This window comes from Aquamicrobium sp. YD-1-mutant5 (assembly GCF_059509755.1).
In genome coordinates this window covers 484,380-510,058 of record NZ_JCAKKP010000001.1, presented here as the reverse complement: position 1 = coordinate 510,058, position 25,679 = coordinate 484,380, and the positions used below count along the sequence as shown (strand labels likewise).

Here is a 25,679-nt window from a genome sequence, read left to right as displayed (position 1 = left end):
AGGGGCCTGTGCTGGAATTACGAAATGTTTCCAAGGTGGTGGGTGGAGAAACGCATATTGCGGATGTCTCGCTTTCCCTGACCCATGGATCTCTGAACGTGCTGCTTGGCCCCACCCTTTCGGGCAAGACCAGCCTGATGCGCCTGATGGCGGGCCTCGACGTGCCGAGCAGCGGCTCCGTCTGGTTCGACGGCAGGGATGTGACCGGCACGCCCGTGCAGAAGCGCAACGTTGCCATGGTCTACCAGCAGTTCATCAACTATCCGGCGATGACGGTCTATGAGAACATCGCCTCGCCGCTGCGCGTGGCAGGTGTCGACAAGGCAAAGATCGACCGCGAGGTGCGTCGTGCGGCCGAACTGCTCAAGCTGACGCCCTATCTCGATCGCACGCCGCTCAATCTCTCCGGCGGGCAGCAGCAGCGCACGGCGCTCGCGCGCGCCATCGTCAAGAATGCCAGCCTTGTGCTTCTGGATGAGCCGCTGGCCAATCTCGATTACAAGCTGCGTGAGGAATTGCGGCTGGAACTGCCGCGCATTTTCGCTGAAGCCGGCACGATCTTCGTTTACGCGACCACCGAGCCGCATGAGGCATTGCTGCTGGGCGGCAACACGGCAACGCTTTCGCAAGGGCGCGTCACCCAGTTCGGGTCGACCGTCGAAGTCTTCCGCAAACCGGTCGATCTGCTGACCGCGCGCACATTCGCGGATCCGCCCCTCAACACCATCGTGCTGCCGAAGAAGGGCGCATCGTTCATTCTCGACGGCGCGATCAACCTGCCGGTCTCCCCGGAGATCGCATCCATTGCCGACGGCAGCTATACGATCGGCTTCCAGCCGCATCATCTGTCGCTTGAGCGCGTCGATGCAGCGTCCGTGCCGGTTCGCGCCAGGGTTTCCGTTACCGAGATCACCGGTTCGGAAAGCTTCGTGCATCTGGATTTCGCCGATGTGCGCTGGGTGATGCTGGCCCATGGCATTCATCAGTTCGAGCCGGACGATGAGATCGAGGTCTTCATCGATCCCCGCCACATCATGGTGTTCGACGCCGCCGGCCGCTCGGTCGCGGTGGCCGGACAGGCGGCATAGGAGCGGGACACATGGCACGCATCGATCTCGACCATATCCGCCACTCATATCTGCCCAACCCGACGCGAGATGAGCATTTCGCGCTGCGCGAAGTGCATCACACCTTCGAAGATGGCGGCGCCTACGCGCTTCTGGGACCTTCCGGCTGCGGAAAAACCACGCTGCTCAACATCATTTCAGGGTTGTTGAAGCCCTCGCACGGCAAGCTTCTGTTCGATGGCAAGGACATCACCAACCTGTCGACGCAGGAGCGCAACATCGCTCAGGTGTTCCAGTTTCCGGTGATCTACGACACCATGACGGTGTACGACAATCTGGCCTTTCCGCTGCGCAATCGCGGCGTGTCCGAGCCCGAGGTAGACCGCAAGGTGCGCGAAACGCTGGCCATGATAGATCTGGCCGACTGGGCAAAGCGCAAGGCGCGGGGGCTCACAGCCGACCAGAAACAGAAGATTTCTCTGGGCCGCGGTCTGGTGCGCTCCGACGTCAACGCCATCCTGTTCGACGAACCGCTGACCGTCATCGATCCGCATATGAAATGGGTGCTGCGCTCGCAGCTCAAGCAGCTTCACCGCCGCTTCGGCCACACCATGGTCTATGTGACGCACGACCAGACCGAAGCTCTGACCTTCGCTGAGCATGTGGTGGTCATGTATGATGGCCAGATCGTGCAGATCGGCACGCCGGCCGAACTGTTCGAGCGGCCGAAGCATACATTTGTCGGCTATTTCATCGGCTCGCCGGGCATGAATTTCCTCGCCACGGAAATCGACGGCAATGCCGCCCGGCTGGGCAGCCGGACCATACAGCTGCCCGCCGCTCCGTCCGTCGGACCCGGAAAGATCGAACTGGGCATCCGCCCCGAATATGTGCGCGTCGGCAGAGAGGGCATGCCGGTTGCCGTCACCCGTATCGATGATGTGGGTCGCCACAAGGTGCTGCGCGCTACGCTCGAAGGTCAGGACATCGCGGCTATCGTCGGCGAGGATGCGGAGATTCCGGCCGAGCCGCACGTTCTGTTCGATCCGGCCGGCATCAACATCTATGCCGATTCATGGCGGGTGGAGATGGGGCATACGGACGTGGCGCGGGCAGACGGGGCGCGCGCCGAAAACGGCCATGGCGGCAAGGGGGGCTGATATGGAAAAGACCTGGAACAACAAGGCATGGTTCCTGGTGCTGCCGGTGCTGGTTCTGGTGGCCTTCTCGGCGGTTATTCCGCTGATGACGGTGGTGAACTATTCGGTTCAGGACACGTTCGGCAACAACCAGTTCTTCTGGGCCGGAACCGAATGGTTCGAGGAACTGCTGCATTCCGACCGCTTCTGGGCGGCCATGGGCCGCAACCTCGTCTTTTCCTTCATCATCCTTGCGATCGAGGTGCCGCTCGGCATCTTCATTGCGCTCAACATGCCGCGCAAAGGATGGGGCGTGCCGCTCTGCCTTGTGCTGATGGCGCTGCCGCTGCTGGTTCCGTGGAACGTCGTCGGCACCATCTGGCAGGTGTTCGGCCGCACCGATATCGGACTGCTCGGCTACACGCTCAACTCGATGGGCTTCGACTACAATTATGTGCGCGATCCGTTCGATGCATGGATGACGGTCATCGTCATGGATGTGTGGCACTGGACGAGCCTTGTCGTGCTGCTCTGCTATGCCGGTCTGGTCTCCATTCCCGATGCCTTCTATCAGGCCGCGAAGATCGATGGCGCCTCGCGCTGGTCCGTGTTCCGCTACATTCAGCTGCCGAAGATGCAGCGCGTGCTGCTCATCGCCGTGCTGCTGCGCTTCATGGACTCGTTCATGATCTACACGGAACCCTTCGTGGTGACCGGCGGCGGACCGGGCAACTCGACGACATTCATGTCCATCGACCTCGTCAAGATGGCGCTCGGCCAGTTCGATCTGGGACCGGCAGCGGCGATGTCGCTGGTCTACTTCCTGATCGTGCTGCTGCTTTCGTGGGTGTTCTACACCGTCATGACCAACTATGACGCGGAGCGCTGATATGGCTGGTGTCAACGAACGAACGGAACAGGCGACCGCTCGCAGCGCAGGCAGTGCTTCTTCCGGCATGTCGCAGGAAGCGATCGCCCGCCTCATGAAGCGCCGTGGCGAGGAATCGAAATGGTGGTGGGTCGTTCCCACCCTCTACATCGTGTTCCTGATGCTGCCGATCTACTGGCTCATTAATATGAGCTTCAAGACCAACAACGAGATCATCTCGTCGCTGACGCTCTATCCGCACGAGCCGACGCTGCGCAACTACCGGATCATATTCACCGATCCCTCATGGTATTCGGGTTACATCAACTCGATCATCTATGTGGTTATAAACATGGTGATTTCGGTTGCTGTAGCTTTGCCCGCGGCCTATGCGTTCTCGCGCTACCGATTCCTTGGCGACAAGCATCTGTTCTTCTGGCTGCTGACCAATCGCATGGCGCCGCCGGCAGTGTTCGCCCTGCCGTTCTTCCAGCTTTATTCGGCCTTCGGCCTGATCGACACGCACATCGCCGTGGCATTGGCGCATTGTCTGTTCAACGTGCCGCTGGCCGTCTGGATTCTCGAAGGCTTCATGTCCGGCGTGCCGAAGGAGATCGATGAAACCGCCTATATCGATGGCTATTCATTCCCGCGCTTCTTCGTGAAGATCTTCATGCCGCTGATTGCCTCCGGCATCGGTGTGGCCTGCTTCTTCTGCTTCATGTTCTCATGGGTGGAACTGCTGATCGCACGCACCCTGACGACCACCGACGCCAAGCCGATCGCCGCCACCATGACGCGCACCGTGTCGGCGGCCGGCATGGACTGGGGGCTGCTCGCCGCCGCCGGCGTGCTGACGCTGATCCCCGGCGCGCTCGTCATCTGGTTCGTCCGCAACTACATCGCCAAGGGCTTTGCCCTGGGGAGGGTCTGATCATGGGCATCGATATGTCATGGATGGCGTGGACGTGGCCGACTGCCACCTTCTTCATCGTCATCGCTCTGCTGATCTTCAGCATGGGGGTCTGGGAATATGTTTCGCCGGGTGGAAATCCGCGTGTGGGCGTTCTGCATTTCGAGACGACGCGCGGCGATCGCCTGTTCATATCGCTGCTTGGCAGCGCATTCATCCATCTCGCGTGGCTGGGGCTTGTCGGCCCCGGCCTGTGGTGGGCTCTCGCTCTGTCCGTAGTCTACGCCATTCTGGTGTTTCGCTACGTTTAGGGAGGGAACGGTTGGCGCATCCGTCTGAGGACGGCTGCGTCGGGCTTACGCATAAACCTTAACAGTGGAGGAAATTTCATGCGACGGCAGATCTTAACATCGACGACAGCGCTCGTCCTTCTGCTTGGCGCCGGCAGCGCCTATGCGGGCATGGACGAGGCAAAGGCATTCCTGGACAAAGAGATCGGTGACGTCTCGTCGCTCTCGCGTGCCGACCAGGAAGCCGAGATGCAGTGGTTCATTGATGCTTCCAAGCCTTTTGCGGGCATGGAGATCAAGGTGGTTTCGGAAGCTATGACCACCCACTCCTACGAATCCGAGGTGCTGGCACCCGCATTCGCGGCCATCACCGGCATCAAGGTCACGCATGACATCATCCAGGAGGGCGATGTCGTTGAAAAGATTCAGACCCAGATGCAGACCGGCCAGAACCTCTATGACGGCTGGGTCAACGACTCCGACCTGATCGGCACCCACTGGCGCTACCAGCAGGTGCGCAACCTTACCGACTTCATGGCCAATGAAGGCAAGGACGTCACCAACCCGAATCTCGACCTTGACGACTTCATCGGCCTTTCTTTCACGACCGCTCCGGACAAGAAGCTCTACCAGCTTCCTGACCAGCAGTTCGCCAATGTCTACTGGTTCCGGTACGACTGGTTCAACGACGAGAAGAACAAGGCCGACTTCAAGGAGAAGTATGGCTACGACCTCGGCGTTCCGGTCAACTGGTCGGCCTATGAGGACATTGCCGAATTCTTCACCGGCCGTGATGTCAACGGCCAGAAGGTTTATGGCCACATGGACTACGGCAAGAAGGATCCGTCGCTCGGCTGGCGCTTCACCGATGCCTGGCTCTCCATGGCCGGCAATGGCGACAAAGGCCTGCCCAACGGCCTTCCGGTCGACGAATGGGGCATCAAGGTTGACGAGAACAGCCGTCCGGTCGGTTCGTGCGTTGCCCGTGGCGGCGACACCAACGGTCCGGCCGCGGTCTACGCCATCCAGAAGTATCTGGACTGGCTGAAGGCCTACGCTCCGCCCGCCGCGCAGGGCATGACCTTCTCCGAATCCGGCCCGGTGCCGGGACAGGGCGAGGTTGCCCAGCAGATGTTCATGTACACCGGCTTCACGGCTGATCTGGTCAAGGAAGGCCTGCCGGTCGTGAACGAGGACGGTACGCCGAAGTGGCGTTTCGCCCCGTCGCCGCATGGCGTCTACTGGAAGGAAGGCATGAAGCTCGGCTATCAGGACGTCGGTTCGTGGACGCTTATGAAGTCGACCCCCGATGACCGCGCCAAGGCCGCATGGCTCTACGCGCAGTTCGTCACCTCCAAGACCGTGGACGTGAAGAAGGCGCATGTCGGCCTCACCTTCATCCGTGAGAGCACGATCCGTCACGAGAGCTTCACCGAGCGTGCACCGAAGCTGGGCGGCCTGATCGAGTTCTACCGCTCGCCGGCCCGCGTGCAGTGGTCGCCCACGGGCACCAACGTTCCTGACTATCCGAAGCTGGCGCAGCTGTGGTGGCAGGCCATCGGCGATGCATCCTCCGGCGCAAAGACCGCTCAGGAAGCGATGGACTCGCTGTGCGCAGAGCAGGAAAAGGTGATGGAGCGTATCGAGCGTTCCGGCGTTCAGGGCGACATCGGTCCGAAGATGGCCGAGCAGCATGACCTTGAATACTGGAACAAGGATGCGGTGGCGAAGGGCAACCTCGCGCCTCAGCTCAAGATCGAGAACGAGAAGGAAAAGCCTCTCACCGTCAATTATGACGAGCTGGTCAAGAGCTGGCAGGAATAATCCTCCAGACGACTGCGGCGGGGGCGGCTTCGGCCGTCCCCGTCCTTACTTTGATAAATCATTCAAAGCCTTGCATCCCATCCGCCAAATGCGGAAGGATGCCGTATTGAACTGCATCAGCGACAAGAGAAAACCGTGAACGGCTTCATCCTTGCTATCGACCAGGGCACCACGTCGAGCCGGGCTATCGTGTTCGATAAGGACAGGAACGTCGTCGGTGTCGGTCAGAAAGAATTCACCCAGCATTATCCGGCGTCCGGCTGGGTCGAGCACGATCCAGAGGAAATCTGGTCTGGCGTTCTGGAAACCGTCAGACAGGCGCTGAAAAAGGCGAAATGCGCGGCCGGCGATGTGGCCGCCATCGGCATCACCAACCAGCGTGAAACCATCGTCATCTGGGACAAGGAAACCGGAAAGCCCATCCACAACGCCATTGTCTGGCAGGATCGCCGGACCGCGCAGATGTGCGCGAAACTGAAGAAGCAGGGGCTGGAGAAGAAGTTTACCCGCAAGACAGGCCTCCTCCTCGATCCCTATTTTTCAGGAACCAAGATCGCCTGGATGCTGGACAAGGTGAAGGGTGCGCGCAAGCGCGCCGAGAAAGGCGAGTTGCTGGCAGGCACCATCGACAGCTTTCTGATCTGGCGCCTCACAGGCGGCAAGGTTCACGCCACCGATGCTACCAACGCTTCGCGCACGCTCGTCTACAACATCGAGAAGAACGCATGGGACGAGGAGCTTCTGCGCATCCTCGACATTCCGGCCTCGCTTCTGCCGGAGGTGAAGGATTGCGCCGACGATTACGGCGCGACGGACGAAAAGCTGTTTGGCGCTGCCATTCCCATTCTGGGGGTCGCAGGTGATCAGCAGGCGGCAACGATCGGGCAGGCCTGTTTTCAGCCGGGAATGATGAAATCCACCTATGGCACCGGCTGTTTCGCGCTGCTCAATACCGGCAGCGATCTGGTGCGCTCAAAGAACCGGTTGCTCACCACCATCGCCTACCGCCTCGACGACAAGACGACCTATGCGCTGGAAGGATCGATCTTCATCGCCGGCGCCGCGGTGCAATGGCTGCGCGACGGGCTGAAGATCGTCAGCCGTGCCGACGAAACGGGGCCTCTGGCGCGACAGGCAGATCCGTCGCAGTCGGTCTATCTGGTTCCGGCCTTCGTCGGCCTTGGAGCACCGCATTGGGATGCCGAGGCGCGGGGGGCCATCTATGGCATTACGCGCAACACGGGGCCGGCGGAATTCGCCCATGCAGCGCTGGAATCGGTGGCCTATCAGACCCGCGATCTGCTCGATGCCATGCACAAGGACTGGAAGGCGAATGGGGCCGACACGGTGCTGCGCGTGGACGGCGGCATGGTCGCTTCCGATTGGGCCATGCAGCGTCTTTCGGATATTCTGGACGCTCCTGTCGACCGGCCGACCATACTTGAAACGACGGCTCTAGGTGCCGCGTGGCTTGCTGGCTCAAGGGCAGGGGTGTGGCCAGGTATGGAGGAGTTTGCCAGGAGCTGGGCGCTCGACAAGCAATTCAATCCCGAGCTTGATGAAGCCGCACGGTCGGCGAAGCTGAAAGGCTGGCGCGATGCGGTGCGGCGCACGCTGACCACGTCATCTTCCTCAGGCAAAGCCTGAAAGCGTTGAATCTGATTTTCAAAAAAAAAGCATAAGCTTCTGGATTTAATAAAAAAAGCCCGCACATTGTGCGGGCTTTCCTGTGTTCGGGGAACCCTCAGTAATAGGGCGATACGCACTGCTTGCGCGGCCCGTTATAGGGCTGGAACGTGTTGTCCGATGCACGATAGCTGCGATATTGATTGTAGCACCAGTTCACATGAGCATTGCCGCTGCCGCGATAGGCAGGCGCGGGAGGCGGCGGTGCGCTGTTGGCTATGGCGCCGCTGATGATCATGCCCGTTGCGAACGCAGCCAGCGGGAACCAGTAATCGCCATGGCGCTTGTAGCCGGGTCTTGGTTCGCGATAGCCACGATGGCCGCGCCAGTAGACATCATTGTTATGAGGACGGCGATATTCGTGCCTTCCATCGGGGCGTGGCCCGGGGCGTCGATCCGGTCGCTTGTAACGGGGATTTGCGCGCGGATGGTGTCCCGGCCTGTGATCGATCTGCTGGATGTCGCTCGTCATGGTTTGACTAGGTGCGACATAGATCGGTGCCGCGCTGGCAAGCGAGATGTCCGCCGCCAGAAACGACAGCGATACGGCCGATGCAAGCAGACCTGCAACGATGCGTTTCATAAGATTCTCCTGATCTGCGATAGCGTCCCTTTGTGTCTGAAACAGATTAGCGGCGAAATTGTTCCAACGACAACAGAAACTGCCGTTCGATGACGGAGTTCGACGGAGTTCGACGGAGGTTTTATGCCCCTGTTTGACTTCTGTCGAAGTTAATCTGGAAAGGCTGTCGGGACGCTCTTTTTACTGTTGACCGGCTCTGTGTCGCTCCCTATGTTCCGGCCCAATTCCGGGGCAGCGAACTGCTGCGGATAATGCGGTGGTCGGAAGGTGCCGGAGAGGCATCGTCTGAAGTCAGGTTCCGGAGATTTCCCGGAACATCCCGCATTTCAATGATGGGCCGGTAGCTCAGCGGTAGAGCACGTGACTTTTAATCATGTGGTCGAGGGTTCGATCCCCTCCCGGCTCACCATCATCAGGCATTTTTATTCTACGTTTGCCGCGCCACTGGGCATCTGCGAGACAATGAGCCGGCCAAGAAGGCGGAGCGCCGACGTTGTGCCGCGCTTTGGTCAGATAACGTGATCACCCTCTGCCCGGCGCTGCTGCCTCGGGCAGAGGGGATAAATCTTCTTGTAGGGCCAACTGCTCGCCAAGACTGGCATGGAATCAGCTGTTGGGCAGCATTACCGCGGATGTGGTTGTGATCTCTGCTCCATAGACGGTTTTCAGATAATCGAGTGCCGCATCGCCATCTACTCCGGGAAAGACACAAACCGCATCAGCGGGGACCCGAATTTTATAGTCGCGAACAAATGCGCCATAGGCGGTATGGCGCACGCAGCAATGGGTATGCTGACCGGTCAGAATGACCTCACTTACCCCGTATTTTCTGAAAACTTCTTCCAGATCAGTGCCGTCGAAAGCGCCATAGAAGCGTTTTGGCGAAACGATTTCCCGCTCCGCTCCGACAGGTGCAAGTTCGTCAACAACCGCGGCACCGTATGTGCCGGCCATAGCATGGCGGCCCCAGACGCTGATCTCCCTGTCATCTGAACGGTGCGCATCGTTCGAATACACAACAAGCCAGTCGGGATCTGCGCGTGCATGCTTGATCAGCCGCTTAATCGGAGGGATGATTTTTGCTGCATCGGCTTCGTTGTTGAGTATGCCCGTCACGAAGTCGTTCAGCATGTCGATCACGATAAGAGCCTTCACGATCCCTCCTTAAGAATATTTCACGCCACAACGTCTTCCACCTCATCGTCCTGAGGCGGCTGTTGTTGACTTCCAGGCACAACCTTAGCCTTGCAGTGCCGGTTTCCTACCTTAGTTCGACATTCCTCTCTGGAAAGATCAAAAATCCCCTGTGAGCAGGGCGGAGCGCTTTGTCACTCAAATATTGAGAGCTGTGGAATCTTGAAGCTCTCAACCCTGGGCGGCACAGAAACCGGCTCAACAACGGCAGGGAACGGCGTCGATATGGTGACATCGCGCTGGAAGGAGAATCAAGCACGATCAGTTTCAGAACCGGGAAGGGCCAGAGGCTCGCAAAGCTGGAATGGTCTGAAAGTCCGCTGGTCGGTATGAAAGCTCATAGCTAAAAGACAGGGGGCCTCGGCTGGCACCGGTCTCACGCCTTATGAATGGGTGAGATTTCTGGATTGGAAGGGCCGAAAGGATGGCGATCACAGAGGGACGGTTATTTCCCTTTTTGTCAATGGGTTAGAAGAAAGTGGGGCGTCGAAATTCCTCAATGTTTTCAGATGCGAAGGATTGGACTTTGCCCCACTGTCGCGCGCAGGATTCGATCGACAAATCCATCGAACGGCCTGCAGGATTCCCGGGTACCACATTTAGGTCTCGCTTCGAGTTTCGTTGACAGGCCGCCGAATCTGATCGGGCGACAGCGGGCGTCGAGCCTCATGCTTGCCGCTGGCGAGAATTACGAGAAAGCCCTGAACGCGGTGATGGCCACGCCAGGCAGGCTCGACAAGGATGATGTCAACGCCACCATCGCAGGCGCGGGTCTCGACCCGAAGGCGCTGTGGGAAGCGTTCCGGAAGGATATAAGTCGTGTTGACGGAATCCTCGCGCGCAACTGGACCAGACCAATGCCTTCGGGTTCGGGGGCACGCCCGCCTTCATAGTCGGAACCCGGACCTTTCACGGCGCGATGGACAAGTAGGCGTTGCTCAACGCCATCGCCGCGGCGCGCGAGAGCTGAGGCTTCAGTATATCAAGCGTGCAAGGATACGATGACAAGCACCCGGATGAATATCGCAGCGAGCATATCCCGTTTCTGCTTTTGGAGAGCGGAAATCCAGTTGGAACCGTGCGCTTTGACCTCGAAAGCGACGGACACGCTGTAGTGCGCTTGGTCGCAATCTTATCCGCCAGTCGCGATCGACAGCACCTTGAACGGCGTGGTGATGACGATATCGGCCACCGACCCCACGGCCTGACCAATGTCCTTGCCGATGGTGCTCATCGGATTGCCTAAATCCCCGCTTTCGGCTGCGGCCAGCCCCGCGTTGGACCGCAGGCCTTCACCCAGAAGCTGCACGAGGAAGGGATTGTCCGCGAATTTGGCGTGATTGAGCCTGTCGCCGGAGCGGGCCTGAGTAAGGTCCGCAACGATCACGCCATAGCTGGCAAGATCGGCCGCGTCCGCATAATCACCAACGCGCGGCTTATCGCCAGATATGAATGTTGAAAGCCGAAGCGCGCGATCATCGTCGGAGAGCAGTACGACAAACGGTCTCTTCGGCGTCCCGTAGCGCAACATCTGCTTCTTGAACACGTCGACGTCAATATCCGGGGAAGCCAGAACCACATTGCCGAGCTTGCCCCCAAGGTCGCGATCACCCCTGATTGCGAGTTGACGCAGGGTTTCCATGGTCACCCATGTGCCCATGGAGTGCGCAAGGATATCGATGCTTGTGGCTTTGCTTTTGGCCAGCATGCGCAGCGTCGCTTCAAGATCGTCACGAGCTGCGTTGGCGCTTTCCTTGTCATACAGATAGCCGGTCGTCCTGGCACTCGATGCCCATGAGAACAGTACAGGTGTTCCGCTGTACTGCGCATCATTCACGATCTGCGTAATGCGATACACACCGTCGTCGAAACCATTGTTAAAACCATGGACGAAGACAAGAACCCTGCGGTCCTTATTTTCGACGATACTGGTATCGATGGCGCGGGCGAACTGTTCCGGCTCCTTGTAGAAGCTGACGCTGCGCGCCGTGAAATGCTTGGCGGGGTCTGCAGGCGCCCGGCCTTTCGCCCTTTCGATGCGGCCCGTCTCATGAATGCGGGGAACCGTTATGTCGACACTTGCATAGGCGACATTGGCAGAGCGGTCACCACCATAGACGGTGCGCGGCTGATCGATGGACTGGCGCCGGGTCGTGGCCACGAAAATCTCATGCTCCGCCGAAATATCCGCAGCCTTTGCCGGAAACGAGGAGATGTTGAGAAGTTCATGCCGGCCGGGACCTGCACACCCGCTGACCAGCGCGATCAGCGCGACAATCCATAAAGCCTTCAATCGCACGGCACCAAAGCTCCACAGTGTCCAGTCTCCGACACGACTACAAAGCCGCAGGAGCCGTTTCCGAATATAGGCAGAAACCGGTCGGGTCCAGCCCTCCGCCGGGAGTTACTACAGCAGACCCGCTCCGGCCTGCTGCGTTACCTGACGAATGCGGTCCGTGATCTCACGATCGGTGGCGAAGCCGTCATCCTCGCGCAATCTCTGGCCCAGCATGCGCACCATGACGGGATTGTCGGCGAATTTCGTGTGGTTGAAGGAATCCGCGCCTTTCTGCTTCGACAGATCGACAACGGTGACGCCGTAATCGGCAAGTTCCTTGCCCGCATCCGCATAGTCGCCGACCCGTGGCCGCGAACCGGCCAGCATGCCCGAAAGACGCAACGCGCGGTCGTCCTGCGACAGAAGCAGGATGAACGGCTTTTCTGGTTTGCCGTAGCGGCGCATCTGGCTCTTGAACACGTCGACATCGATATCCGGCGACGCCAGAACAACATCTCCCAGCTTGCCGCTGAGATTGCGGTCTCCGGTGATGGCCAGCTGTCGCAGCGCTTCCATGGTCACCCAGGTGCCCATCGAATGCGCCACGATATCGATGCGCCGCGCGCCACTCTGGGCCAGCAGCCGCAGGGTGACCTCCAACTGGTCGCGGGCGACGCTGGCGCTTTCCTTGTCGTAGACATAGCTGGTGGTCGAACCGCCGGAAGCCCATGAGAACAGCACCGGCGTGCCGGGATACCCGGAATCATGCGCAATCTGCGTGGCACGGTAAACACCGGCATCGAAACCTGTGTTGTAGCCATGAACAAAGACCATGACACGGCCGCCACGAGCGGCGACATCGGCGCTCAGCGCCTGCGAGAACTGCGGCCCGGTATCGTAGCCAACCGCTTCGGAAGCCATGAAATATTTGGAGGGGGCGTCGGATTTGCCGCGCTTGCGGCGCTCGATCTGCCCGACCTTATGCTCGCGCGGCACCGTCACATTGATGCGGGCGAAATTGAGAGTGGCGGAACGCTCGCCATCGAACACCCTGGAAGGATCGTCGGAACGCTTCCGTGTCGTGGCGATGAAAATCGAGTGATTTCCGGCGATATCCGTTACCGATGCCGGCACCAGTGCGCTGCCGAGAATCGCGTCGGTCTTGTTCGTGGTGCAGCCGGCGACAGCCAGCGAAAGCACAAGGGCGAGCAGGGGCTTCAGGTTCACTTGGTTTTCCGTCAGTCACGCCACGGGCGATCTTCATGCCCACAGTCAGAGCCTTTCCCACCTGCAGAGTGCGGCGGAAGTAAGTCCACAGCCGCAGAAGTCCGTACTTGTCCGTTTGCGACATCTTCAGTGTTGCGTAAATGCCAAAATCGCGTCAGGAACGGATGCTCAATCACGATACCGGAAACACGACATGACAAGCTTCGCCGACAGGGTCGCAACCGCTGCGGAAGCCATACGGGAGATTTTCCCGATAACGCCGCTGCAAAAGAACGACTACCTGTCGCGCAAATACGGCGCACGCATTTATCTGAAGCGCGAGGACCTGACGCCGGTACGTTCCTACAAAATTCGCGGCGCGCTGAATTTCTTCCGCAAGACGCTTGCTGCCGGCAACAATGCCAGCCTTTTTGTCTGCGCCTCGGCCGGTAATCACGCGCAGGGCTTTGCTTTCGTGTGCCGGAATTTCGGCCGCAAGGGCGTGATTTTCATGCCGGTGACCACGCCGCAGCAGAAAATCGACAAGACGCGCATGTTCGGCGGCGAATTCGTCCAGATCAAGCTGGTCGGCGACTTCTTTGACGAATGCTATCAGGCGGCCATCGACTTCACGCAGAGCAATGGCGCACACATGGTGCCCCCATTCGACAGCCGCGACATCATCGAGGGGCAGGCAACCGTCGCCCGCGAAATCGTCGAGCAACTGGGGGGCACGGCCCCCGACATCGTCATGCTGCCTGTGGGCGGAGGCGGGCTTGCAGCCGGCGTGACGCAATATTTCCAGGCCATAGAGCAGAGGCCGCAGTTCATATTCTGCGAACCGGCTGGCGCGCCAAGCCTGTCGCGCAGTCTTGCCGAAGGAAAACGCGTGAAACTGCCTGTGGTGGACAATTTCGTCGACGGCGCTGCCGTTGCCGAAATCGGCAAGGAGAACTTCCGCCTGCTCAGGGATTTCCCCGCGACATCGACACGTCTGGTGCCGGAAAACCGGCTCTGCGCGACCATGATCGAGATGCTTAATGTCGAGGGCGTGGTGCTGGAGCCCGCCGGCGCTCTGGCTATCGATGCGCTGAAGGATTTCGTGAAAAAGGACATTCGCGGAAAGACCATCGTTGCGGTGGTGTCCGGCGGAAACTTCGATTTCGAGCGCCTTCCCGACGTCAAGGAAAGGTCGCTCCGCTTCGAGGGGCTCAAAAAATACTTCATCATACGTCTGCCGCAACGCCCGGGCGCGCTGCGCGACTTCCTGCAGATGTTTGGGCCTGAAGATGACGTGGCGCGCTTCGAATATCTCAAGAAATCGGCGCGCAATTTCGGTTCGGTGCTGATTGGCATCGAAACCCGCGACAAACGCAATTTTGGACTGCTGCGCGCAAAATTCGATGCCGAAGGCGTGCAGTATCAGGACATAACCGACGACGAAACGCTGGCGAACTTCATCATCTGATCGTCATAACGAACTGAAAATATGATCTTTTCAAGAGTGGGGCAGCACCTGCGATGCCCCGCTTCTGTCGCTTGTGCGGGTTTGTTCCACGGCATTCCGGAGCGTGGATGCAGTTCAGAAAGCGCGTCGGGAATGTGGGATCAGTTGCCTGAAACGACATCCGCCGAAAAGCGCAGATCGCGCATGGGGCGCACTTTTTCAGTGGTCTGCGAGTAGATCGGATCCGCCTTGAAAGCATGCAGGGCGGCTTCGTTCTCGAACTCCGCATACACAACGATATCGATCTGGTTTTCATACAGATCGACCTTGCGGTTCACCGAAACCTCGAAATGGGACGAGTGGGGGATGCGGCCGAGATTCATGAGCCCTTCGCGCACTGTCTCGACATCCATGTCTGGCTTGATGGTAAAGAACACGATGTGCCGGATCAATTCGGCCTCCTGAAGGGTCGTGGTGGAAGGGTGGTCACACATAGCTGTCCGGGACGCGCATTCGTCTGACGCCCCCTTTTGATCCGGAAGGCTGAGTCGCGTCAACCGGCGCGATGTCGCGGCAGGAAATGGCCGGGAAAGCTCAGCCGGAGACCATGCGCAGCAGGTGGTCCACGGATTTGACCACCATATCCATGTAACGGCCTCCATTATAGAGGCCGTCCCAGATCAAAAAACCTGCAATGGTGACAAAGAGGATGACATAGCGCATGGCCGCAACTTAGCTGAAACAGCTCGCTGCGGCCAGATGCCATCAACCCGGATGGGTCATGTCTTCCGGGCGCACCAGACGATCATAGTCCGCCGCGCTGACGAGGCCGGTCGCAAGAGCCTCCTCTCGCAAAGTGGTGCCGTTCTTGTGCGCCGTTTTGGCAATCTTTGCAGCCGCATCATAGCCAATGGTCGGCGCGAGCGCGGTAACCAGCATCAGCGAACGCTCCAGCGAGGCCTTGATGTTATCCTCACGCGCCTCGATTCCGACGACGCAATTGTCTGTGAAGGACACCGATGCGTCGGCCAGCAGCTTCACAGACTGAAGGAAATTGTAGGCCATCAGCGGGTTGTAGACGTTCAGCTCGAAATGGCCCTGGCTGCCGGCGAAGGTCAGCGCGGCATTGTTGCCGAACACCTGCACGCAAACCTGCGTCAGCGCCTCGCACTGGGTGGGGTTCACCTTGCCGGGCATGATCGACGAGCCGGGTTCGTTTTCCGGCAGGGCAAGTTCGCCAAGGCCGGCGCGGGGACCGGAGCCAAGGAAGCGGATGTCGTTGGCGATCTTGAACAGCGAGGCCGCAACCGTGTTGATGGCGCCGTGCGAGAACACCATGGCGTCATGCGCGGCAAGCGCCTCGAATTTGTTCGGCGCCGAGGTGAAGCCGAGGCCGGTGATGGCGGCGATCTTCTCGGCAACCTTTTCGGCAAAGCCGACGGGTGCATTCAGCCCGGTGCCGACAGCGGTGCCGCCCTGCGCAAGCTGCATCAGCGCGGGCAGGGTCATCTCGATGCGCTCGATACCGTTCTTCACCTGGGTGGCGTAACCGGAAAACTCCTGGCCGAGGGTGAGGGGCGTTGCATCCTGCGTGTGGGTACGGCCGATCTTCACGATATGGTCGAACGCCTTAACCTTTGCTTCCAGCGCGCCGTGCAGATGCTTGAGAGCTGGCAGCAGGTCGTGAACGATGCGCTCGGCGCAGGCGATGTGCATGGCCGTGGGATAGGTGTCGTTCGACGACTGGCTCATGTTGACGTGATCGTTGGGATGAACGGGCTTCTTGGAGCCCATTTCACCGCCCAGCTTTTCGATGGCGCGGTTGGATATCACTTCATTGCTGTTCATGTTGGACTGGGTGCCCGAACCGGTCTGCCAGACCACCAGCGGGAAGTGGTCATCGAGCTTGCCGTCGATCACCTCCTGTGCCGCTTCGATGATGGCCGCGCCGAGCGTGGGGTCGAGCCTGCCCAGTTCCATGTTGGCTTCGGCGGCGGCGCGCTTGACGATGCCGAGCGCCCGCACGATGGAAGCCGGCTGCTTTTCCCAGCCGATACGGAAATTGCCGAGAGACCGCTGCGCCTGAGCACCCCAGTAACGATCGGAAGCGACCTCGATCGGGCCGAACGTATCTGTTTCGGTTCTGGTGTTCTTTGTGCTCACGGGCCAGTCTCCTGAACAAGCGGATTGAGATCGCACCGGCCTAACGCTTTGCCTCTCCGGCTTCAAGGGAAGATTTCCGAAGCCCGATGGCCTAATCGTTTGAACTGTCGACAAGCATCCAGGGCCGCCTTACGGTGAGCTGGCGAATGAGAAAAAGGCGGCTGATACAGCCGCCTTTTTTGCCTGAAAGCTTGTGTCGGAAGTGCTCAGTGGGCCTTGCGCACCTTTTCCTTGATGTCGCCGGCGGCTTTCTGGACCTTGCCTTCGACTTTTTCGGCCTTGCCCTTCAGTTCAGTCTTCTTGTTGCCCGTAAGCTTGCCGGCGGCTTCCGTCACCGCACCCTTGGCCTGCTTTGCAACACCCGACACCTGATCCTTGTTCACCATGATCGCATCTCCTGAGTTGAACTTGCGCGTATCAACGGAGCGCTGGCGGGTTTGTTCCAGCAGACAAAAGAAAAGGGCGGCCAAAGCCGCCCTTTCCAATGCGAAGCCGGACTTTCTTAGAAGTCCATGCCACCCATGCCGCCCATGCCGCCGGGCATGGCCGGAGCAGCAGCTTCCTTCTTCGGAGCGTCGGCGATCATGGCCTCGGTGGTGACCAGCAGGCCGGCAACCGAAGCGGCGTCCTGCAGAGCGGTGCGAACCACCTTGACCGGGTCGACGATGCCGAGCTGGATCAGGTCGCCATATTCGTCCTTGGCAGCGTTGTAGCCGTAGGTCGCGCTCTTGTTGTCGAGGATCTTGCCCACGATGATCGAAGCTTCCGCACCGGCATTGGTAGCGATCTGACGGGCTGGAGCCTGCAGAGCGCGACGGACGATGTTGATGCCGGCAGCCTGGTCGGCGTTGGCACCTTCCGCCTTGATCGCCTGGGTAGCGCGCAGAAGAGCGACGCCGCCGCCGGGGACGATGCCTTCCTCAACCGCAGCGCGGGTGGCGTTCAGAGCGTCGTCAACGCGATCCTTCTTCTCCTTGACCTCGACCTCGGTCGAGCCGCCAACGCGGATGACGGCAACGCCACCAGCCAGCTTGGCAAGACGCTCCTGGAGCTTCTCGCGGTCGTAATCGGAAGTGGTTTCCTCGATCTGAGCCTTGATCTGGGCAACGCGGCCCTGAATCTCGGCCTTCTTGCCGGCGCCGTCGACGATGGTGGTGTTTTCCTTCTCGATGCGCACCTTCTTGGCGCGGCCGAGCATGTCGATACCAACGTTCTCAAGCTTGATGCCGAGGTCTTCGGAGATGACCTGACCACCGGTGAGGATGGCGATGTCTTCCAGCATGGCCTTGCGGCGATCGCCGAAGCCCGGAGCCTTGACGGCAGCAATCTTCAGGCCGCCGCGCAGCTTGTTGACGACCAGCGTGGCCAGAGCCTCGCCCTCGACGTCCTCGGCGATGATGACCAGCGGCTTGGAGGTCTGAACGACAGCCTCGAGCACCGGCAGCATTGCCTGAAGGTTGGAGAGCTTCTTCTCGTGGAGAAGAATGTAGGCATCTTCCAGCTCAGCAACCATCTTGTCGGGGTTGGTGATGAAGTAAGGCGACAGGTAGCCGCGGTCGAACTGCATGCCTTCGACGACTTCCAGCTCGGTCTCGGCGGTCTTGGCTTCCTCGACGGTGATGACACCCTCGTTGCCGACCTTCTGCATGGCCTCGGCGATCATCTCGCCGATTTCCTTCTCGCCATTGGCCGAGATGGTGCCGACCTGTGCGACTTCCTCGGAAGTCTTGATCTTCTTGGCCTTCTTGACGAGGTCAGCGACGACCTCGGTGACAGCCAGATCGATACCGCGCTTCAGGTCCATCGGGTTCATGCCGGCGGCAACGGCCTTGTGGCCTTCCTGAACGATGGCCTGCGCCAGAACGGTCGCGGTGGTGGTGCCGTCACCGGCCTTGTCGTTGGTCTTGGAGGCGACTTCGCGAACGAGCTGGGCGCCCATGTTCTCGAACTTGTCTTCCAGTTCGATTTCCTTGGCGACGGAAACGCCGTCCTTGGTGATGCGCGGAGCGCCGAAGGACTTGTCGATGACGACGTTGCGGCCCTTGGGACCGAGGGTGACCTTCACCGCGTCGGCGAGGATGTTGACACCGCGCAGCATACGCTCGCGGGCGTCACGGGAGAATTTTACGTCTTTGGCAGCCATTGCTTACTCCTGGACCTTTGGTCCGAAATTCGGATTGCAGTGATTGTTGAAGAATGGGAACGGCCAGATCAGCCGATGATGCCCATGATGTCGGATTCCTTCATGATCAGAAGGTCTTCGCCATTGAGCTTGACTTCGGTGCCCGACCACTTGCCGAACAGGACGCGGTCGCCGGCCTTGACGTCGAGGGCGACGAGCTTGCCGCTTTCATCGCGGGCGCCCGAGCCCACAGCCACGACTTCGCCTTCCTGCGGCTTTTCCTTGGCGGTATCGGGGATGATGATGCCGCCAGCCGTCTTCTCTTCGGACTCGACCCGGCGAACGACCACACGGTCATGAAGCGGGCGGAACTTCGTCTTTGCCATTTGATTTCCTCGGTCACAATGATGAGAAAGAATTCCTCCGTCCGGCTTGACCGGACCTGTTAGCACTCGCTTTCGGAGAGTGCTAACGAGCCATGAGATAGTCAGCCCTCCGGACGGTGTCAAGAAGCGAGAGCCGTTTCTCTGCGATCAGGAAAGGGCGGCGTCGGTCAGCTTGCCAGAATGATGGCCCAGTAGCGCCATTCGGGGCGTTCCGGCCGGGTTGCCCAGGCAAGGCCAAAGCGGCGAAAACGCCCGTCCAGCATGTTGCGGCGATGGGGCGGCGAATTCATCCACATGTCGATGGCGCGGGCGGCATCCATGCGCCCTTCGGCAATATTCTCGGCCGCAGCACCCCTGATGCCGTTGCTTTTGACCCGCGCCTGAAAATCTTTTCCGAAGCCGGTCGTATGGTTCATCCTGCCCGAGGCGGCCATATACTGCGCCTGTTGCAGGGCTGCCTGCTCCAGTTGGTGATCGGGTGAGACGAGCGCCAGCCCTTCGGCCGTGCGAATGCCATCCATCGTCTGGCGGGAAGCGGTAGATGCACCGCCTCCGGGACCATGCCGGGGCAGGGAACCGCAACCGGCCAGCGCTGTGAGAACCAGCGCGCCGGCGCCAGACATCAGGTTCCGGCGGGCAGGGCTGAATGAAATTTCATGGCGATTGGCAGGCAGAACAAAAGTCATGACGCCTGTAAGGCCAATGATCATGGCTTTTGCCGGGCAGGCGTCTGAAATTCGAAGCCTGCCCGGCAGAATCTTACCTGGTCACACGCAGGTTGGACAACTCGTCCGCGATCTCGCGGAACGCATTGGACAGATCGTTGCCAGCCGCGTTCCAGAACAGCTTTGCCGGCTTGCTGGGGTCCGTTGCATCGCGCCGGTTGCGCGAGTCCGAGGAACAGGTCTTCAGCCCGGTGATCTGTTCTTTGACCTTTGCGTCTTTTTTTGCTTCCGCCTCAAGATCCAGACCGACCGTCATGATCATGACGTTGGCGGCCTTCGCATTCGCACAAAGCTCCTGCAGTTTTTCGTTCATCGCCTTGGAGTAGTTTTCATTGGTGAAGGCGGTTTTGCTGTAGGTCTTGTTCGGGCCGAGAAAAAGCCGCCCATAGTTGAGCAAGCTGTGCAACGGCTTGAGGAACCCATAGTCACCGTAGATCGACTCGACCCTATCATTGTCTGCCGCAGCCGCTGTCGAGCCATTCAGTTTGCGAACCTTATCCGCCCGGTAGTAGGTGTTGGCACCATCAGTCAGGACGATCACCACCTTATCGTTGCCACGATCGGTTTCAGGCCGGCCTTCCGTGAAAGGTTCGCCGCTGGAAAGAACCCGCCAGCCCCATGCAAGACCACTGCCGACACTTGTGCCGCCCAAAGGTTCCATCGCTGCAATCGCGTTCTTAATCTTTGTCATTCCCTCCGGTTTGGTCACATCGACCAGAGGGGTGATCGGCTGGGTTGTGCAGTTGGCATTAGGTCCATTACCCATGCCCATCTTACGGGATCCATAAGGCGCGACATACCCATATTGCCTGCCGTCTTTAAGCTTGACGTCGAAATACTTGCTGACGTTATTGGACGAACGATTTGACGAGGGCATGTTTCGATCCGAGGGGTCCCAGAACTTGCTGTTCCTTTCGGGGGCTGAAGGATAGTCGTTGACCGTGATCCAGTCATTGTAGCCATTGGCTGAATCGTCAGGATAAAACATCGGGACGAACAGAGTATCAGGGACGGACGGGGCCGCTGGTGCATCGTTCAGATCGTAAGGGTAGGGACGTTGCTCAACACATCCCTCCCATTCGGCATACCTGTCCGTCTTTGTCTGTTTGCTGTCTGTATAGTATTTCAGTTCCTCAAACAGAGTGAAGCGTGTCACCACGTTATTTTCTTCAGTCCCCCAATCGGAACCCTTCTTGAGGTAGACGCCATTGATTTTCTCGATTCTACGGTTGGAATCTCCGAATTTGGCTGTACTCCAGTTGAAATTTTCATGATGGATAGATGAGGCGCCATCCATATCCATCCAGCGCTTGCCTTCGTTCTCTTTGCCGATATTTACCGAAGCAGCAAAGGGCACGAGCGCAAACTGAATGGGCCTTTCCACCTGCTTGACGCTGTCGGCCTGTTTTTCCATCGTGCTGATGAGTTCTTCGGCAGCTTTTTTCAGCAGCTCCATCCGCGTGTAGGAAGAACCTTGTCCTTTTTCTTTCATCGAGCCAGAATTATCCAGCACCAGCGCCACTTCCAGCGTGTTCTTGAGGCGAACCTCAGAGCATGTCAGGAAGTCATAATCCTCCGATTCTTTTCCAACCAGTGCGGCGGCTGCGGGGAAGAAAATCGGCGAATAGTTCAGCGTGGCGCACATCGTCATCGAGCCACCGCCTACGACCTGACTTGGCAGCGTAACCTGAAGCGTGGATTTCGCCGGTGCCACATGCCGCAGATTGGCGTAGTAGAAATTGTTGGCGTAAGCGATGGCGTCGGCGTCGCTGATCTGGGACTGAATCTCGCGGGCAGTGGCAATGTTGGCCGCGTCCAGCGCATTGCGTGTATCGAGCCGCTGGCGGGACATTTCCGAATAGTCGACAGCCAGCGCGACAGCGCCGAACAGGGGCGCCATCAGCAACCCGGTGATCATGGCATAATTGCCGCGCGTGTCGGCAAGGAATTTCCGAAGCATCTGGCTCTAGCCCCCGCTGCCAATTCTGACTGGTCGGAGGCACTATCGCTGAAACCTTTAAATTTCGGGTTTGCGCAATTGTCTAAAATTGCTCTCTTTCATTCAAAGCACGTTAACCAGCAACCGGACGGGCAAGGCAGGAAAGCTGGTGACAGTCAGGGCCGCATCGGTTAATCCGGGAGCCCGCAAGGCCATCAGGCCTGACAATCTTCGAGATACGGACGTGCCTGCCGACATGACGGTTCATTCTCCTATCATCAATTCTCTCGAAACGATCTCGGGTAACTATGCCGCCTTGCTGTGCGATGTATGGGGCGTGGTCCATAACGGGGTGGAGCATTTCCCGCAGGCGGTCTCCGCGCTGGCAGAAGCACGGGCGAGGGGCGTGGCAGTCGTTATGATCACCAATTCGCCAAGGCTCGGAGCCGATGTCGTGACCCAGATGCGCACGATCGGCGTTCCGGACGGCACCTATGACAAGCTTGTCAGTTCCGGCGATGTCACGCGCGATCTGATCGCCGAGGCGCCACGCCGGATTTTCCATATCGGCCCCGATCGCGACACCAATATCTATGATGGGCTCGATGTCGAGCTGGTTGAGGATTTCGAGGCGCAGGCAGTCGTATGCACCGGTCCGTTCGATGATGAAACCGAAACGCCTGAGGATTATCAGGAGTTGCTGACGAGGCTGCGTTCACGCAATCTACCCTTCATCTGCGCCAACCCCGATATTGTGGTTGAGCGCGGGGACAGGCTGATCTGGTGCGCGGGCGCGATCGCGCGTGACTACGGCCAGATGGGCGGGCGCACGCTGATTGCCGGAAAACCCCATGCACCGATCTACAAGGCTGCCCTCAGGGCTGCCGCCGACATTGTCGGGCGCGATCTGGATCGTCGCGAAGTGCTCGCAATCGGCGACGGAATCATGACCGACATAAAGGGCGCGGCCGACAATGGTGTCGATGCGCTTTACATTTCGGGGGGCATCCATGCCCGCGATTATGGCGATGCCCTGAATCCGGATCCGAAACAGCTTGCCGGTTTTCTGGAAAAGCATGGCTACGCCCCCGTGGCCGTCATGCCGCGACTGCAGTAGGACTTCCCATGCTGGCGCGCATTGCCGGAAATGAGCAACTGCCTGCGCATCTGCGCGGTGGTGTCGTGGCGATCGGAAATTTCGACGGCGTTCATCGCGGCCATCAGGCTGTGCTGGGGCGTGCGCTGGAAGAGGCCGGGAAGCGTGGCGTTCCCGCCCTTGTCCTCACCTTCGAGCCCCACCCGCGCAAATTCTTCCGGCCGCAGGTCCCGCTTTTCGTGCTGACGCCGCCAGCAATGAAAGCGCGTCTTCTCGAAGAACTGGGTTTTTCAGCGGTTGTGGAGCAGGCCTTCACGGAACAGTTTGCGGCACAGTCGGCGGAGGATTTCGTGGCCGGAATCCTTCAGGAAAATCTTGGCATCAGTCATGCCATCACCGGCTTCAACTTTCACTTCGGCAAGGACCGCCAGGGCGGCCCGGCCTATCTGATGAATGCCGGAGAGCGTCACGGCTTTGGCGTGACGTTAGTGGACGCCTTTCGCGACGAAGGCGCGCAGGTCATCTCCTCCAGCCGTATAAGAGAGCTGCTGGCCGCAGGAGATGTGTCGCAGGCGGCGGGACTGCTCGGCTACCGCTTCACCGTGCAAAGCGAGGTCATCGGCGGTCAGCAACTCGGTCGCACGCTAGGGTTTCCAACGGCCAATATGTGTTTGCCGGAAGATGTGGAACTGCGCGAAGGTATCTATGCGGTGCGGTTCCGGCGCGCAGACGGAAGCCTTCATGATGGCGTTGCCAGTTTCGGCCGCCGCCCCACGGTCAATGTCAACGGAGCGCCGCTGCTCGAAACCTTCGTGTTCGATTTCTCCGGCGATCTCTATGGCGAAGTCTGCGATGTTTCGTTTTTCGCGTATCTGCGCGGCGAAGAAAAATTCGACGGACTCGACGCACTCGTCGCACAGATGAAGCGCGACGAGCAGGAGGCGAGGGCTGTGCTGAGTGGTGTCCGGAGCCTTTCTGCGCTGGACGCCGAAATCAGCTTCTGACCTTTACTTCTTCAGCGCCAGTCCGAACGCAATAAAACTCCAGCCCTGAAAGATCAGGTCGACTGCCAGGAACAGTCCGAGGATCTGCAGGCTGTTCACCGGCCAGCCGATAGCGATGACGATGCCGGCAAGAATAGTGAGAACGCCGGCCGTGACGATCCAGCCGGAACCTTTCTGATCCCAGTTCTGGTAGCCTACCCAAGCGCGTAGCACCCCGGACGCAACCAGTGAGACGGCAAGCAGGAAGGTCAGGACTGCCGACGCCAAAATCGGGTTATAGAAGGCGAAAATGCCTGCCAGCGCATAGAGCAGGCCGCTCGCAAGCCACAGGAAGAACCGGCCCCAAGTCTGCACTCCGAAAGCGTGAATGATTTCGATGACGCCGGCAAAAAGCATCAGCCAGCCGACAAAATAGACAGATGCAATTGTCGCGATGAACAGATTACCGAACGCGACGCCGCCCAGAATGAGCAGCAGAACCCCGAGTGCTACGAACCAGCCCCATTTGGAGCGCACTTCGTCGGTGATGCTGCGGATTGAATTGTTCTCAAAAGTCATGTTGCCTCTCCTGCTAACCCACCCCTCCACACGACTAAGCTAGTGCCGCCGCTTCGAAGCGTCCAGTAGGCCGGCGCATCATAACATTACGGATTTAAAACAAATTTTACCAAACTGACTGCAACAATCGCTTCAACTCCCACTTGTATTGCGTAAACGGTGAGACATGTCTGTTTTGAAGCCTGCGGCCGCGTTGTCGGCAATGTTTTCTCTTGGCGTTCCCACGATTGTCCATGCCGCCGATGGCATCGGCGGATGGCTGTCCGGGGACTGGTATCTCACCGTCGGTGCAACAGTGCTGGTGGCGCCCGACTTCGAGGGCAGCAAGAAATACATGCTGGGTGCGACGCCGATCATCTCGCTCGGCAAGGCCGGCAATCCCGTGCGCTTCTCATCGCGTAACGACAACATATCTCTGGCGCTGACCGATCAGGGCGATTTTCGCGCCGGTGTGACGGGCAAGTTCCTGTGGAAGCGCGACAATGACGAAGACGCCATTCGCGGACTGGACCCGATGCGCTGGGGCGGTGAAATAGGCGGTTTCTTTGAATTCTATCCGCTGGACTGGGTGCGCATGAGGGCTGAAGTCCGTCAGGGCATCCGCGCTCACAAGGGCGTGGTCGGCGATATCGCGGTCGATGCCTTCCACGACGTCACTCCGGAAATCCGGATTTCCGGCGGACCCCGCGCATCGTTCGCATCATCGAAATACTTCGACGCTTACTATGGCGTCACCGCAGATGAAAGCTTCCGCTCTGGCCTCAGCGAATACAATCCGGGTGGCGGTGTTCGCTCGCTTGGCGTCGGCGGTGCGGTAACATGGAAAGTGTCCGATCCTGTCACCACCAGCGTCTTCGGTGAATACTCGCGCCTCATGGGACCTGCCGCGGATTCCAGCATCGTGCGTGAGCGCGGTTCCCGCAATCAGTTCACGATGGGTGTTTCGGCCACATACCGCTTCGACTTTACCATGTAGCGCCCTTTATTCCTGGGTCTGCATAGGTTAGAAGCGCGGCCATGATACGCCAGCCGCACCATGTCGCCTTTGCGATACGAATTACCAGCCCGGTGCTCCGGGCGGGCTGAGATGCAACTCGCCTGCCGGAGCCGCCGGGAATTGCGGTGCGCGCGCTTCGCGCATATTCCAGAAATCACGAATTTCAGGCCCTGTGTCGAAACCGGCCGGGCAAT

24 protein-coding genes, 1 tRNA gene and 1 pseudogene are annotated in these 25,679 nt (G+C 59.2%); 13 read left to right on the top strand and 13 right to left on the bottom strand.

What is annotated here, in order from left to right; translation table 11 throughout:
- Positions 1-8: 8 nt before the first annotated feature.
- From AC5XE7_RS02450 to glpK, 7 genes and pseudogenes are all read left to right on the top strand, one after another.
- Positions 9-1,088 carry an ABC transporter ATP-binding protein gene (locus AC5XE7_RS02450; RefSeq protein ID WP_495364295.1) on the top strand — a complete coding sequence of 360 codons (1,080 nt, stop codon included), beginning with the start codon at positions 9-11 and terminating at the stop codon, positions 1,086-1,088.
- Between the two features lie 11 nt (positions 1,089-1,099).
- Positions 1,100-2,161: pseudogene (locus AC5XE7_RS02445) on the top strand (ABC transporter ATP-binding protein); the annotation flags it as partial.
- A 67-nt stretch (positions 2,162-2,228) separates the two neighbouring features.
- A complete protein-coding gene (locus AC5XE7_RS02440; RefSeq protein WP_183829877.1) occupies positions 2,229-3,095 on the top strand; it encodes a carbohydrate ABC transporter permease in 867 nt (288 codons plus the stop codon).
- Between the two features lies 1 nt (position 3,096).
- Positions 3,097-4,008, top strand: a complete 912-nt coding sequence (locus AC5XE7_RS02435; RefSeq protein WP_183829880.1) for a carbohydrate ABC transporter permease — start codon at positions 3,097-3,099, stop codon at positions 4,006-4,008.
- A gap of 2 nt (positions 4,009-4,010) precedes the next feature.
- Entirely contained in the window at positions 4,011-4,298 is a 288-nt protein-coding gene (locus AC5XE7_RS02430) for a DUF2160 domain-containing protein (RefSeq protein ID WP_495364296.1), read from the top strand.
- A gap of 78 nt (positions 4,299-4,376) precedes the next feature.
- Entirely contained in the window at positions 4,377-6,101 is a 1,725-nt protein-coding gene (locus AC5XE7_RS02425) for an ABC transporter substrate-binding protein (protein ID WP_495364297.1), read from the top strand.
- A gap of 135 nt (positions 6,102-6,236) precedes the next feature.
- Entirely contained in the window at positions 6,237-7,748 is a 1,512-nt protein-coding gene (gene glpK, locus AC5XE7_RS02420; RefSeq protein ID WP_495364298.1) for a glycerol kinase GlpK, read from the top strand.
- Between the two features lie 97 nt (positions 7,749-7,845).
- Here glpK and AC5XE7_RS02415 read toward each other — a convergent pair whose 3' ends face one another.
- Positions 7,846-8,370 (bottom strand): BA14K family protein, encoded by a 525-nt coding sequence (locus AC5XE7_RS02415; protein ID WP_239798667.1) that lies wholly within the window; start codon positions 8,368-8,370, stop codon positions 7,846-7,848.
- Positions 8,371-8,704: 334 nt separating this feature from the next.
- On the opposite strand from AC5XE7_RS02415, the gene AC5XE7_RS02410 reads away from it, so the two are divergent.
- Positions 8,705-8,779 (top strand) — tRNA-Lys (locus AC5XE7_RS02410).
- Positions 8,780-8,976: 197 nt separating this feature from the next.
- Here the strand turns inward: AC5XE7_RS02410 and AC5XE7_RS02405 are convergent.
- Positions 8,977-9,525 carry a cysteine hydrolase family protein gene (locus AC5XE7_RS02405; RefSeq protein ID WP_495364299.1) on the bottom strand — a complete coding sequence of 183 codons (549 nt, stop codon included), beginning with the start codon at positions 9,523-9,525 and terminating at the stop codon, positions 8,977-8,979.
- A 707-nt stretch (positions 9,526-10,232) separates the two neighbouring features.
- Between AC5XE7_RS02405 and AC5XE7_RS02400 the strand changes: the two genes are divergently transcribed.
- A complete protein-coding gene (locus AC5XE7_RS02400) occupies positions 10,233-10,457 on the top strand; it encodes a thioredoxin domain-containing protein (RefSeq protein ID WP_495364300.1) in 225 nt (74 codons plus the stop codon).
- Positions 10,458-10,696: 239 nt separating this feature from the next.
- Here the strand turns inward: AC5XE7_RS02400 and AC5XE7_RS02395 are convergent, their stop codons facing one another.
- Both AC5XE7_RS02395 and AC5XE7_RS02390 read right to left on the bottom strand, forming a co-directional pair.
- Positions 10,697-11,863, bottom strand: a complete 1,167-nt coding sequence (locus AC5XE7_RS02395; protein ID WP_495364301.1) for an alpha/beta hydrolase — start codon at positions 11,861-11,863, stop codon at positions 10,697-10,699.
- A 108-nt stretch (positions 11,864-11,971) separates the two neighbouring features.
- On the bottom strand, positions 11,972-13,069 hold the full coding sequence (locus AC5XE7_RS02390; RefSeq protein ID WP_495364302.1) for an alpha/beta hydrolase: 1,098 nt from the start codon (positions 13,067-13,069) through the stop codon (positions 11,972-11,974).
- Between the two features lie 193 nt (positions 13,070-13,262).
- On the opposite strand from AC5XE7_RS02390, the gene ilvA reads away from it, so the two are divergent.
- Complete coding sequence (ilvA, locus tag AC5XE7_RS02385; RefSeq protein WP_495364303.1) at positions 13,263-14,516, top strand: threonine ammonia-lyase IlvA; 1,254 nt, start codon at positions 13,263-13,265, stop codon at positions 14,514-14,516.
- A gap of 140 nt (positions 14,517-14,656) precedes the next feature.
- On the opposite strand, the gene AC5XE7_RS02380 is transcribed toward ilvA, so the two are convergent.
- From AC5XE7_RS02380 to AC5XE7_RS02345, 8 genes are all read right to left on the bottom strand, one after another.
- Positions 14,657-14,947: a Dabb family protein gene (locus AC5XE7_RS02380; protein ID WP_495364304.1), complete on the bottom strand. Its 291-nt coding sequence runs from the start codon at positions 14,945-14,947 to the stop codon at positions 14,657-14,659.
- 142 nt (positions 14,948-15,089) lie between these two features.
- Complete coding sequence (locus tag AC5XE7_RS02375) at positions 15,090-15,218, bottom strand: hypothetical protein (protein WP_495364305.1); 129 nt, start codon at positions 15,216-15,218, stop codon at positions 15,090-15,092.
- Between the two features lie 42 nt (positions 15,219-15,260).
- Positions 15,261-16,658 (bottom strand): class II fumarate hydratase, encoded by a 1,398-nt coding sequence (fumC, locus tag AC5XE7_RS02370; protein WP_495364306.1) that lies wholly within the window; start codon positions 16,656-16,658, stop codon positions 15,261-15,263.
- A gap of 206 nt (positions 16,659-16,864) precedes the next feature.
- Positions 16,865-17,044, bottom strand: a complete 180-nt coding sequence (locus AC5XE7_RS02365; protein ID WP_183830151.1) for a CsbD family protein — start codon at positions 17,042-17,044, stop codon at positions 16,865-16,867.
- Positions 17,045-17,160: 116 nt separating this feature from the next.
- The gene (groL, locus tag AC5XE7_RS02360) at positions 17,161-18,801 is read right to left on the bottom strand and encodes a chaperonin GroEL (RefSeq protein ID WP_495364307.1); all 1,641 of its coding nucleotides are present in this window, start codon (positions 18,799-18,801) and stop codon (positions 17,161-17,163) included.
- A 68-nt stretch (positions 18,802-18,869) separates the two neighbouring features.
- Positions 18,870-19,166 (bottom strand): co-chaperone GroES, encoded by a 297-nt coding sequence (groES, locus tag AC5XE7_RS02355; protein WP_183830146.1) that lies wholly within the window; start codon positions 19,164-19,166, stop codon positions 18,870-18,872.
- Positions 19,167-19,333: 167 nt separating this feature from the next.
- Entirely contained in the window at positions 19,334-19,789 is a 456-nt protein-coding gene (locus AC5XE7_RS02350; RefSeq protein WP_495364308.1) for a CAP domain-containing protein, read from the bottom strand.
- Positions 19,790-19,925: 136 nt separating this feature from the next.
- Positions 19,926-21,851 carry a TadE/TadG family type IV pilus assembly protein gene (locus tag AC5XE7_RS02345; protein WP_495364309.1) on the bottom strand — a complete coding sequence of 642 codons (1,926 nt, stop codon included), beginning with the start codon at positions 21,849-21,851 and terminating at the stop codon, positions 19,926-19,928.
- 235 nt (positions 21,852-22,086) lie between these two features.
- On the opposite strand from AC5XE7_RS02345, the gene AC5XE7_RS02340 reads away from it, so the two are divergent.
- Together AC5XE7_RS02340 and AC5XE7_RS02335 are read left to right on the top strand one after the other, a co-directional pair.
- A complete protein-coding gene (locus AC5XE7_RS02340; RefSeq protein ID WP_495364648.1) occupies positions 22,087-22,947 on the top strand; it encodes a TIGR01459 family HAD-type hydrolase in 861 nt (286 codons plus the stop codon).
- A gap of 8 nt (positions 22,948-22,955) precedes the next feature.
- Positions 22,956-23,930: a bifunctional riboflavin kinase/FAD synthetase gene (locus AC5XE7_RS02335; protein ID WP_495364310.1), complete on the top strand. Its 975-nt coding sequence runs from the start codon at positions 22,956-22,958 to the stop codon at positions 23,928-23,930.
- Positions 23,931-23,933: 3 nt separating this feature from the next.
- Here AC5XE7_RS02335 and AC5XE7_RS02330 read toward each other — a convergent pair whose 3' ends face one another.
- The gene (locus AC5XE7_RS02330; RefSeq protein WP_495364311.1) at positions 23,934-24,488 is read right to left on the bottom strand and encodes an HdeD family acid-resistance protein; all 555 of its coding nucleotides are present in this window, start codon (positions 24,486-24,488) and stop codon (positions 23,934-23,936) included.
- Positions 24,489-24,690: 202 nt separating this feature from the next.
- Between AC5XE7_RS02330 and AC5XE7_RS02325 the strand changes: the two genes are divergently transcribed.
- Complete coding sequence (locus AC5XE7_RS02325) at positions 24,691-25,464, top strand: MipA/OmpV family protein (protein WP_495364649.1); 774 nt, start codon at positions 24,691-24,693, stop codon at positions 25,462-25,464.
- The last annotated feature ends 215 nt before the right edge of the window (positions 25,465-25,679 follow it).

Bases quoted from the DNA above. Each gene is read 5' to 3' on its own strand.
- AC5XE7_RS02425 (WP_495364297.1), top strand. From the start codon at position 4,377: ATGCGACGGCAGATCTTAACATCGACGACAGCGCTCGTCCTTCTGCTT.
- AC5XE7_RS02345 (WP_495364309.1), bottom strand. From the start codon at position 21,851: ATGCTTCGGAAATTCCTTGCCGACACGCGCGGCAATTATGCCATGATC.
- AC5XE7_RS02325 (WP_495364649.1), top strand. From the start codon at position 24,691: ATGTTTTCTCTTGGCGTTCCCACGATTGTCCATGCCGCCGATGGCATC.
- AC5XE7_RS02440 (WP_183829877.1), top strand. From the start codon at position 2,229: ATGGAAAAGACCTGGAACAACAAGGCATGGTTCCTGGTGCTGCCGGTG.
- ilvA (WP_495364303.1), top strand. From the start codon at position 13,263: ATGACAAGCTTCGCCGACAGGGTCGCAACCGCTGCGGAAGCCATACGG.
- AC5XE7_RS02340 (WP_495364648.1), top strand. From the start codon at position 22,087: ATGACGGTTCATTCTCCTATCATCAATTCTCTCGAAACGATCTCGGGT.
- AC5XE7_RS02350 (WP_495364308.1), bottom strand. From the start codon at position 19,789: ATGTCTGGCGCCGGCGCGCTGGTTCTCACAGCGCTGGCCGGTTGCGGT.
- AC5XE7_RS02335 (WP_495364310.1), top strand. From the start codon at position 22,956: ATGCTGGCGCGCATTGCCGGAAATGAGCAACTGCCTGCGCATCTGCGC.
- AC5XE7_RS02330 (WP_495364311.1), bottom strand. From the start codon at position 24,488: ATGACTTTTGAGAACAATTCAATCCGCAGCATCACCGACGAAGTGCGC.
- AC5XE7_RS02365 (WP_183830151.1), bottom strand. From the start codon at position 17,044: ATGGTGAACAAGGATCAGGTGTCGGGTGTTGCAAAGCAGGCCAAGGGT.
- AC5XE7_RS02430 (WP_495364296.1), top strand. From the start codon at position 4,011: ATGGGCATCGATATGTCATGGATGGCGTGGACGTGGCCGACTGCCACC.
- AC5XE7_RS02375 (WP_495364305.1), bottom strand. From the start codon at position 15,218: ATGCGCTATGTCATCCTCTTTGTCACCATTGCAGGTTTTTTGATCTGG.
- groL (WP_495364307.1), bottom strand. From the start codon at position 18,801: ATGGCTGCCAAAGACGTAAAATTCTCCCGTGACGCCCGCGAGCGTATG.
- AC5XE7_RS02400 (WP_495364300.1), top strand. From the start codon at position 10,233: ATGCTTGCCGCTGGCGAGAATTACGAGAAAGCCCTGAACGCGGTGATG.
- AC5XE7_RS02435 (WP_183829880.1), top strand. From the start codon at position 3,097: ATGGCTGGTGTCAACGAACGAACGGAACAGGCGACCGCTCGCAGCGCA.
- groES (WP_183830146.1), bottom strand. From the start codon at position 19,166: ATGGCAAAGACGAAGTTCCGCCCGCTTCATGACCGTGTGGTCGTTCGC.
- AC5XE7_RS02415 (WP_239798667.1), bottom strand. From the start codon at position 8,370: ATGAAACGCATCGTTGCAGGTCTGCTTGCATCGGCCGTATCGCTGTCG.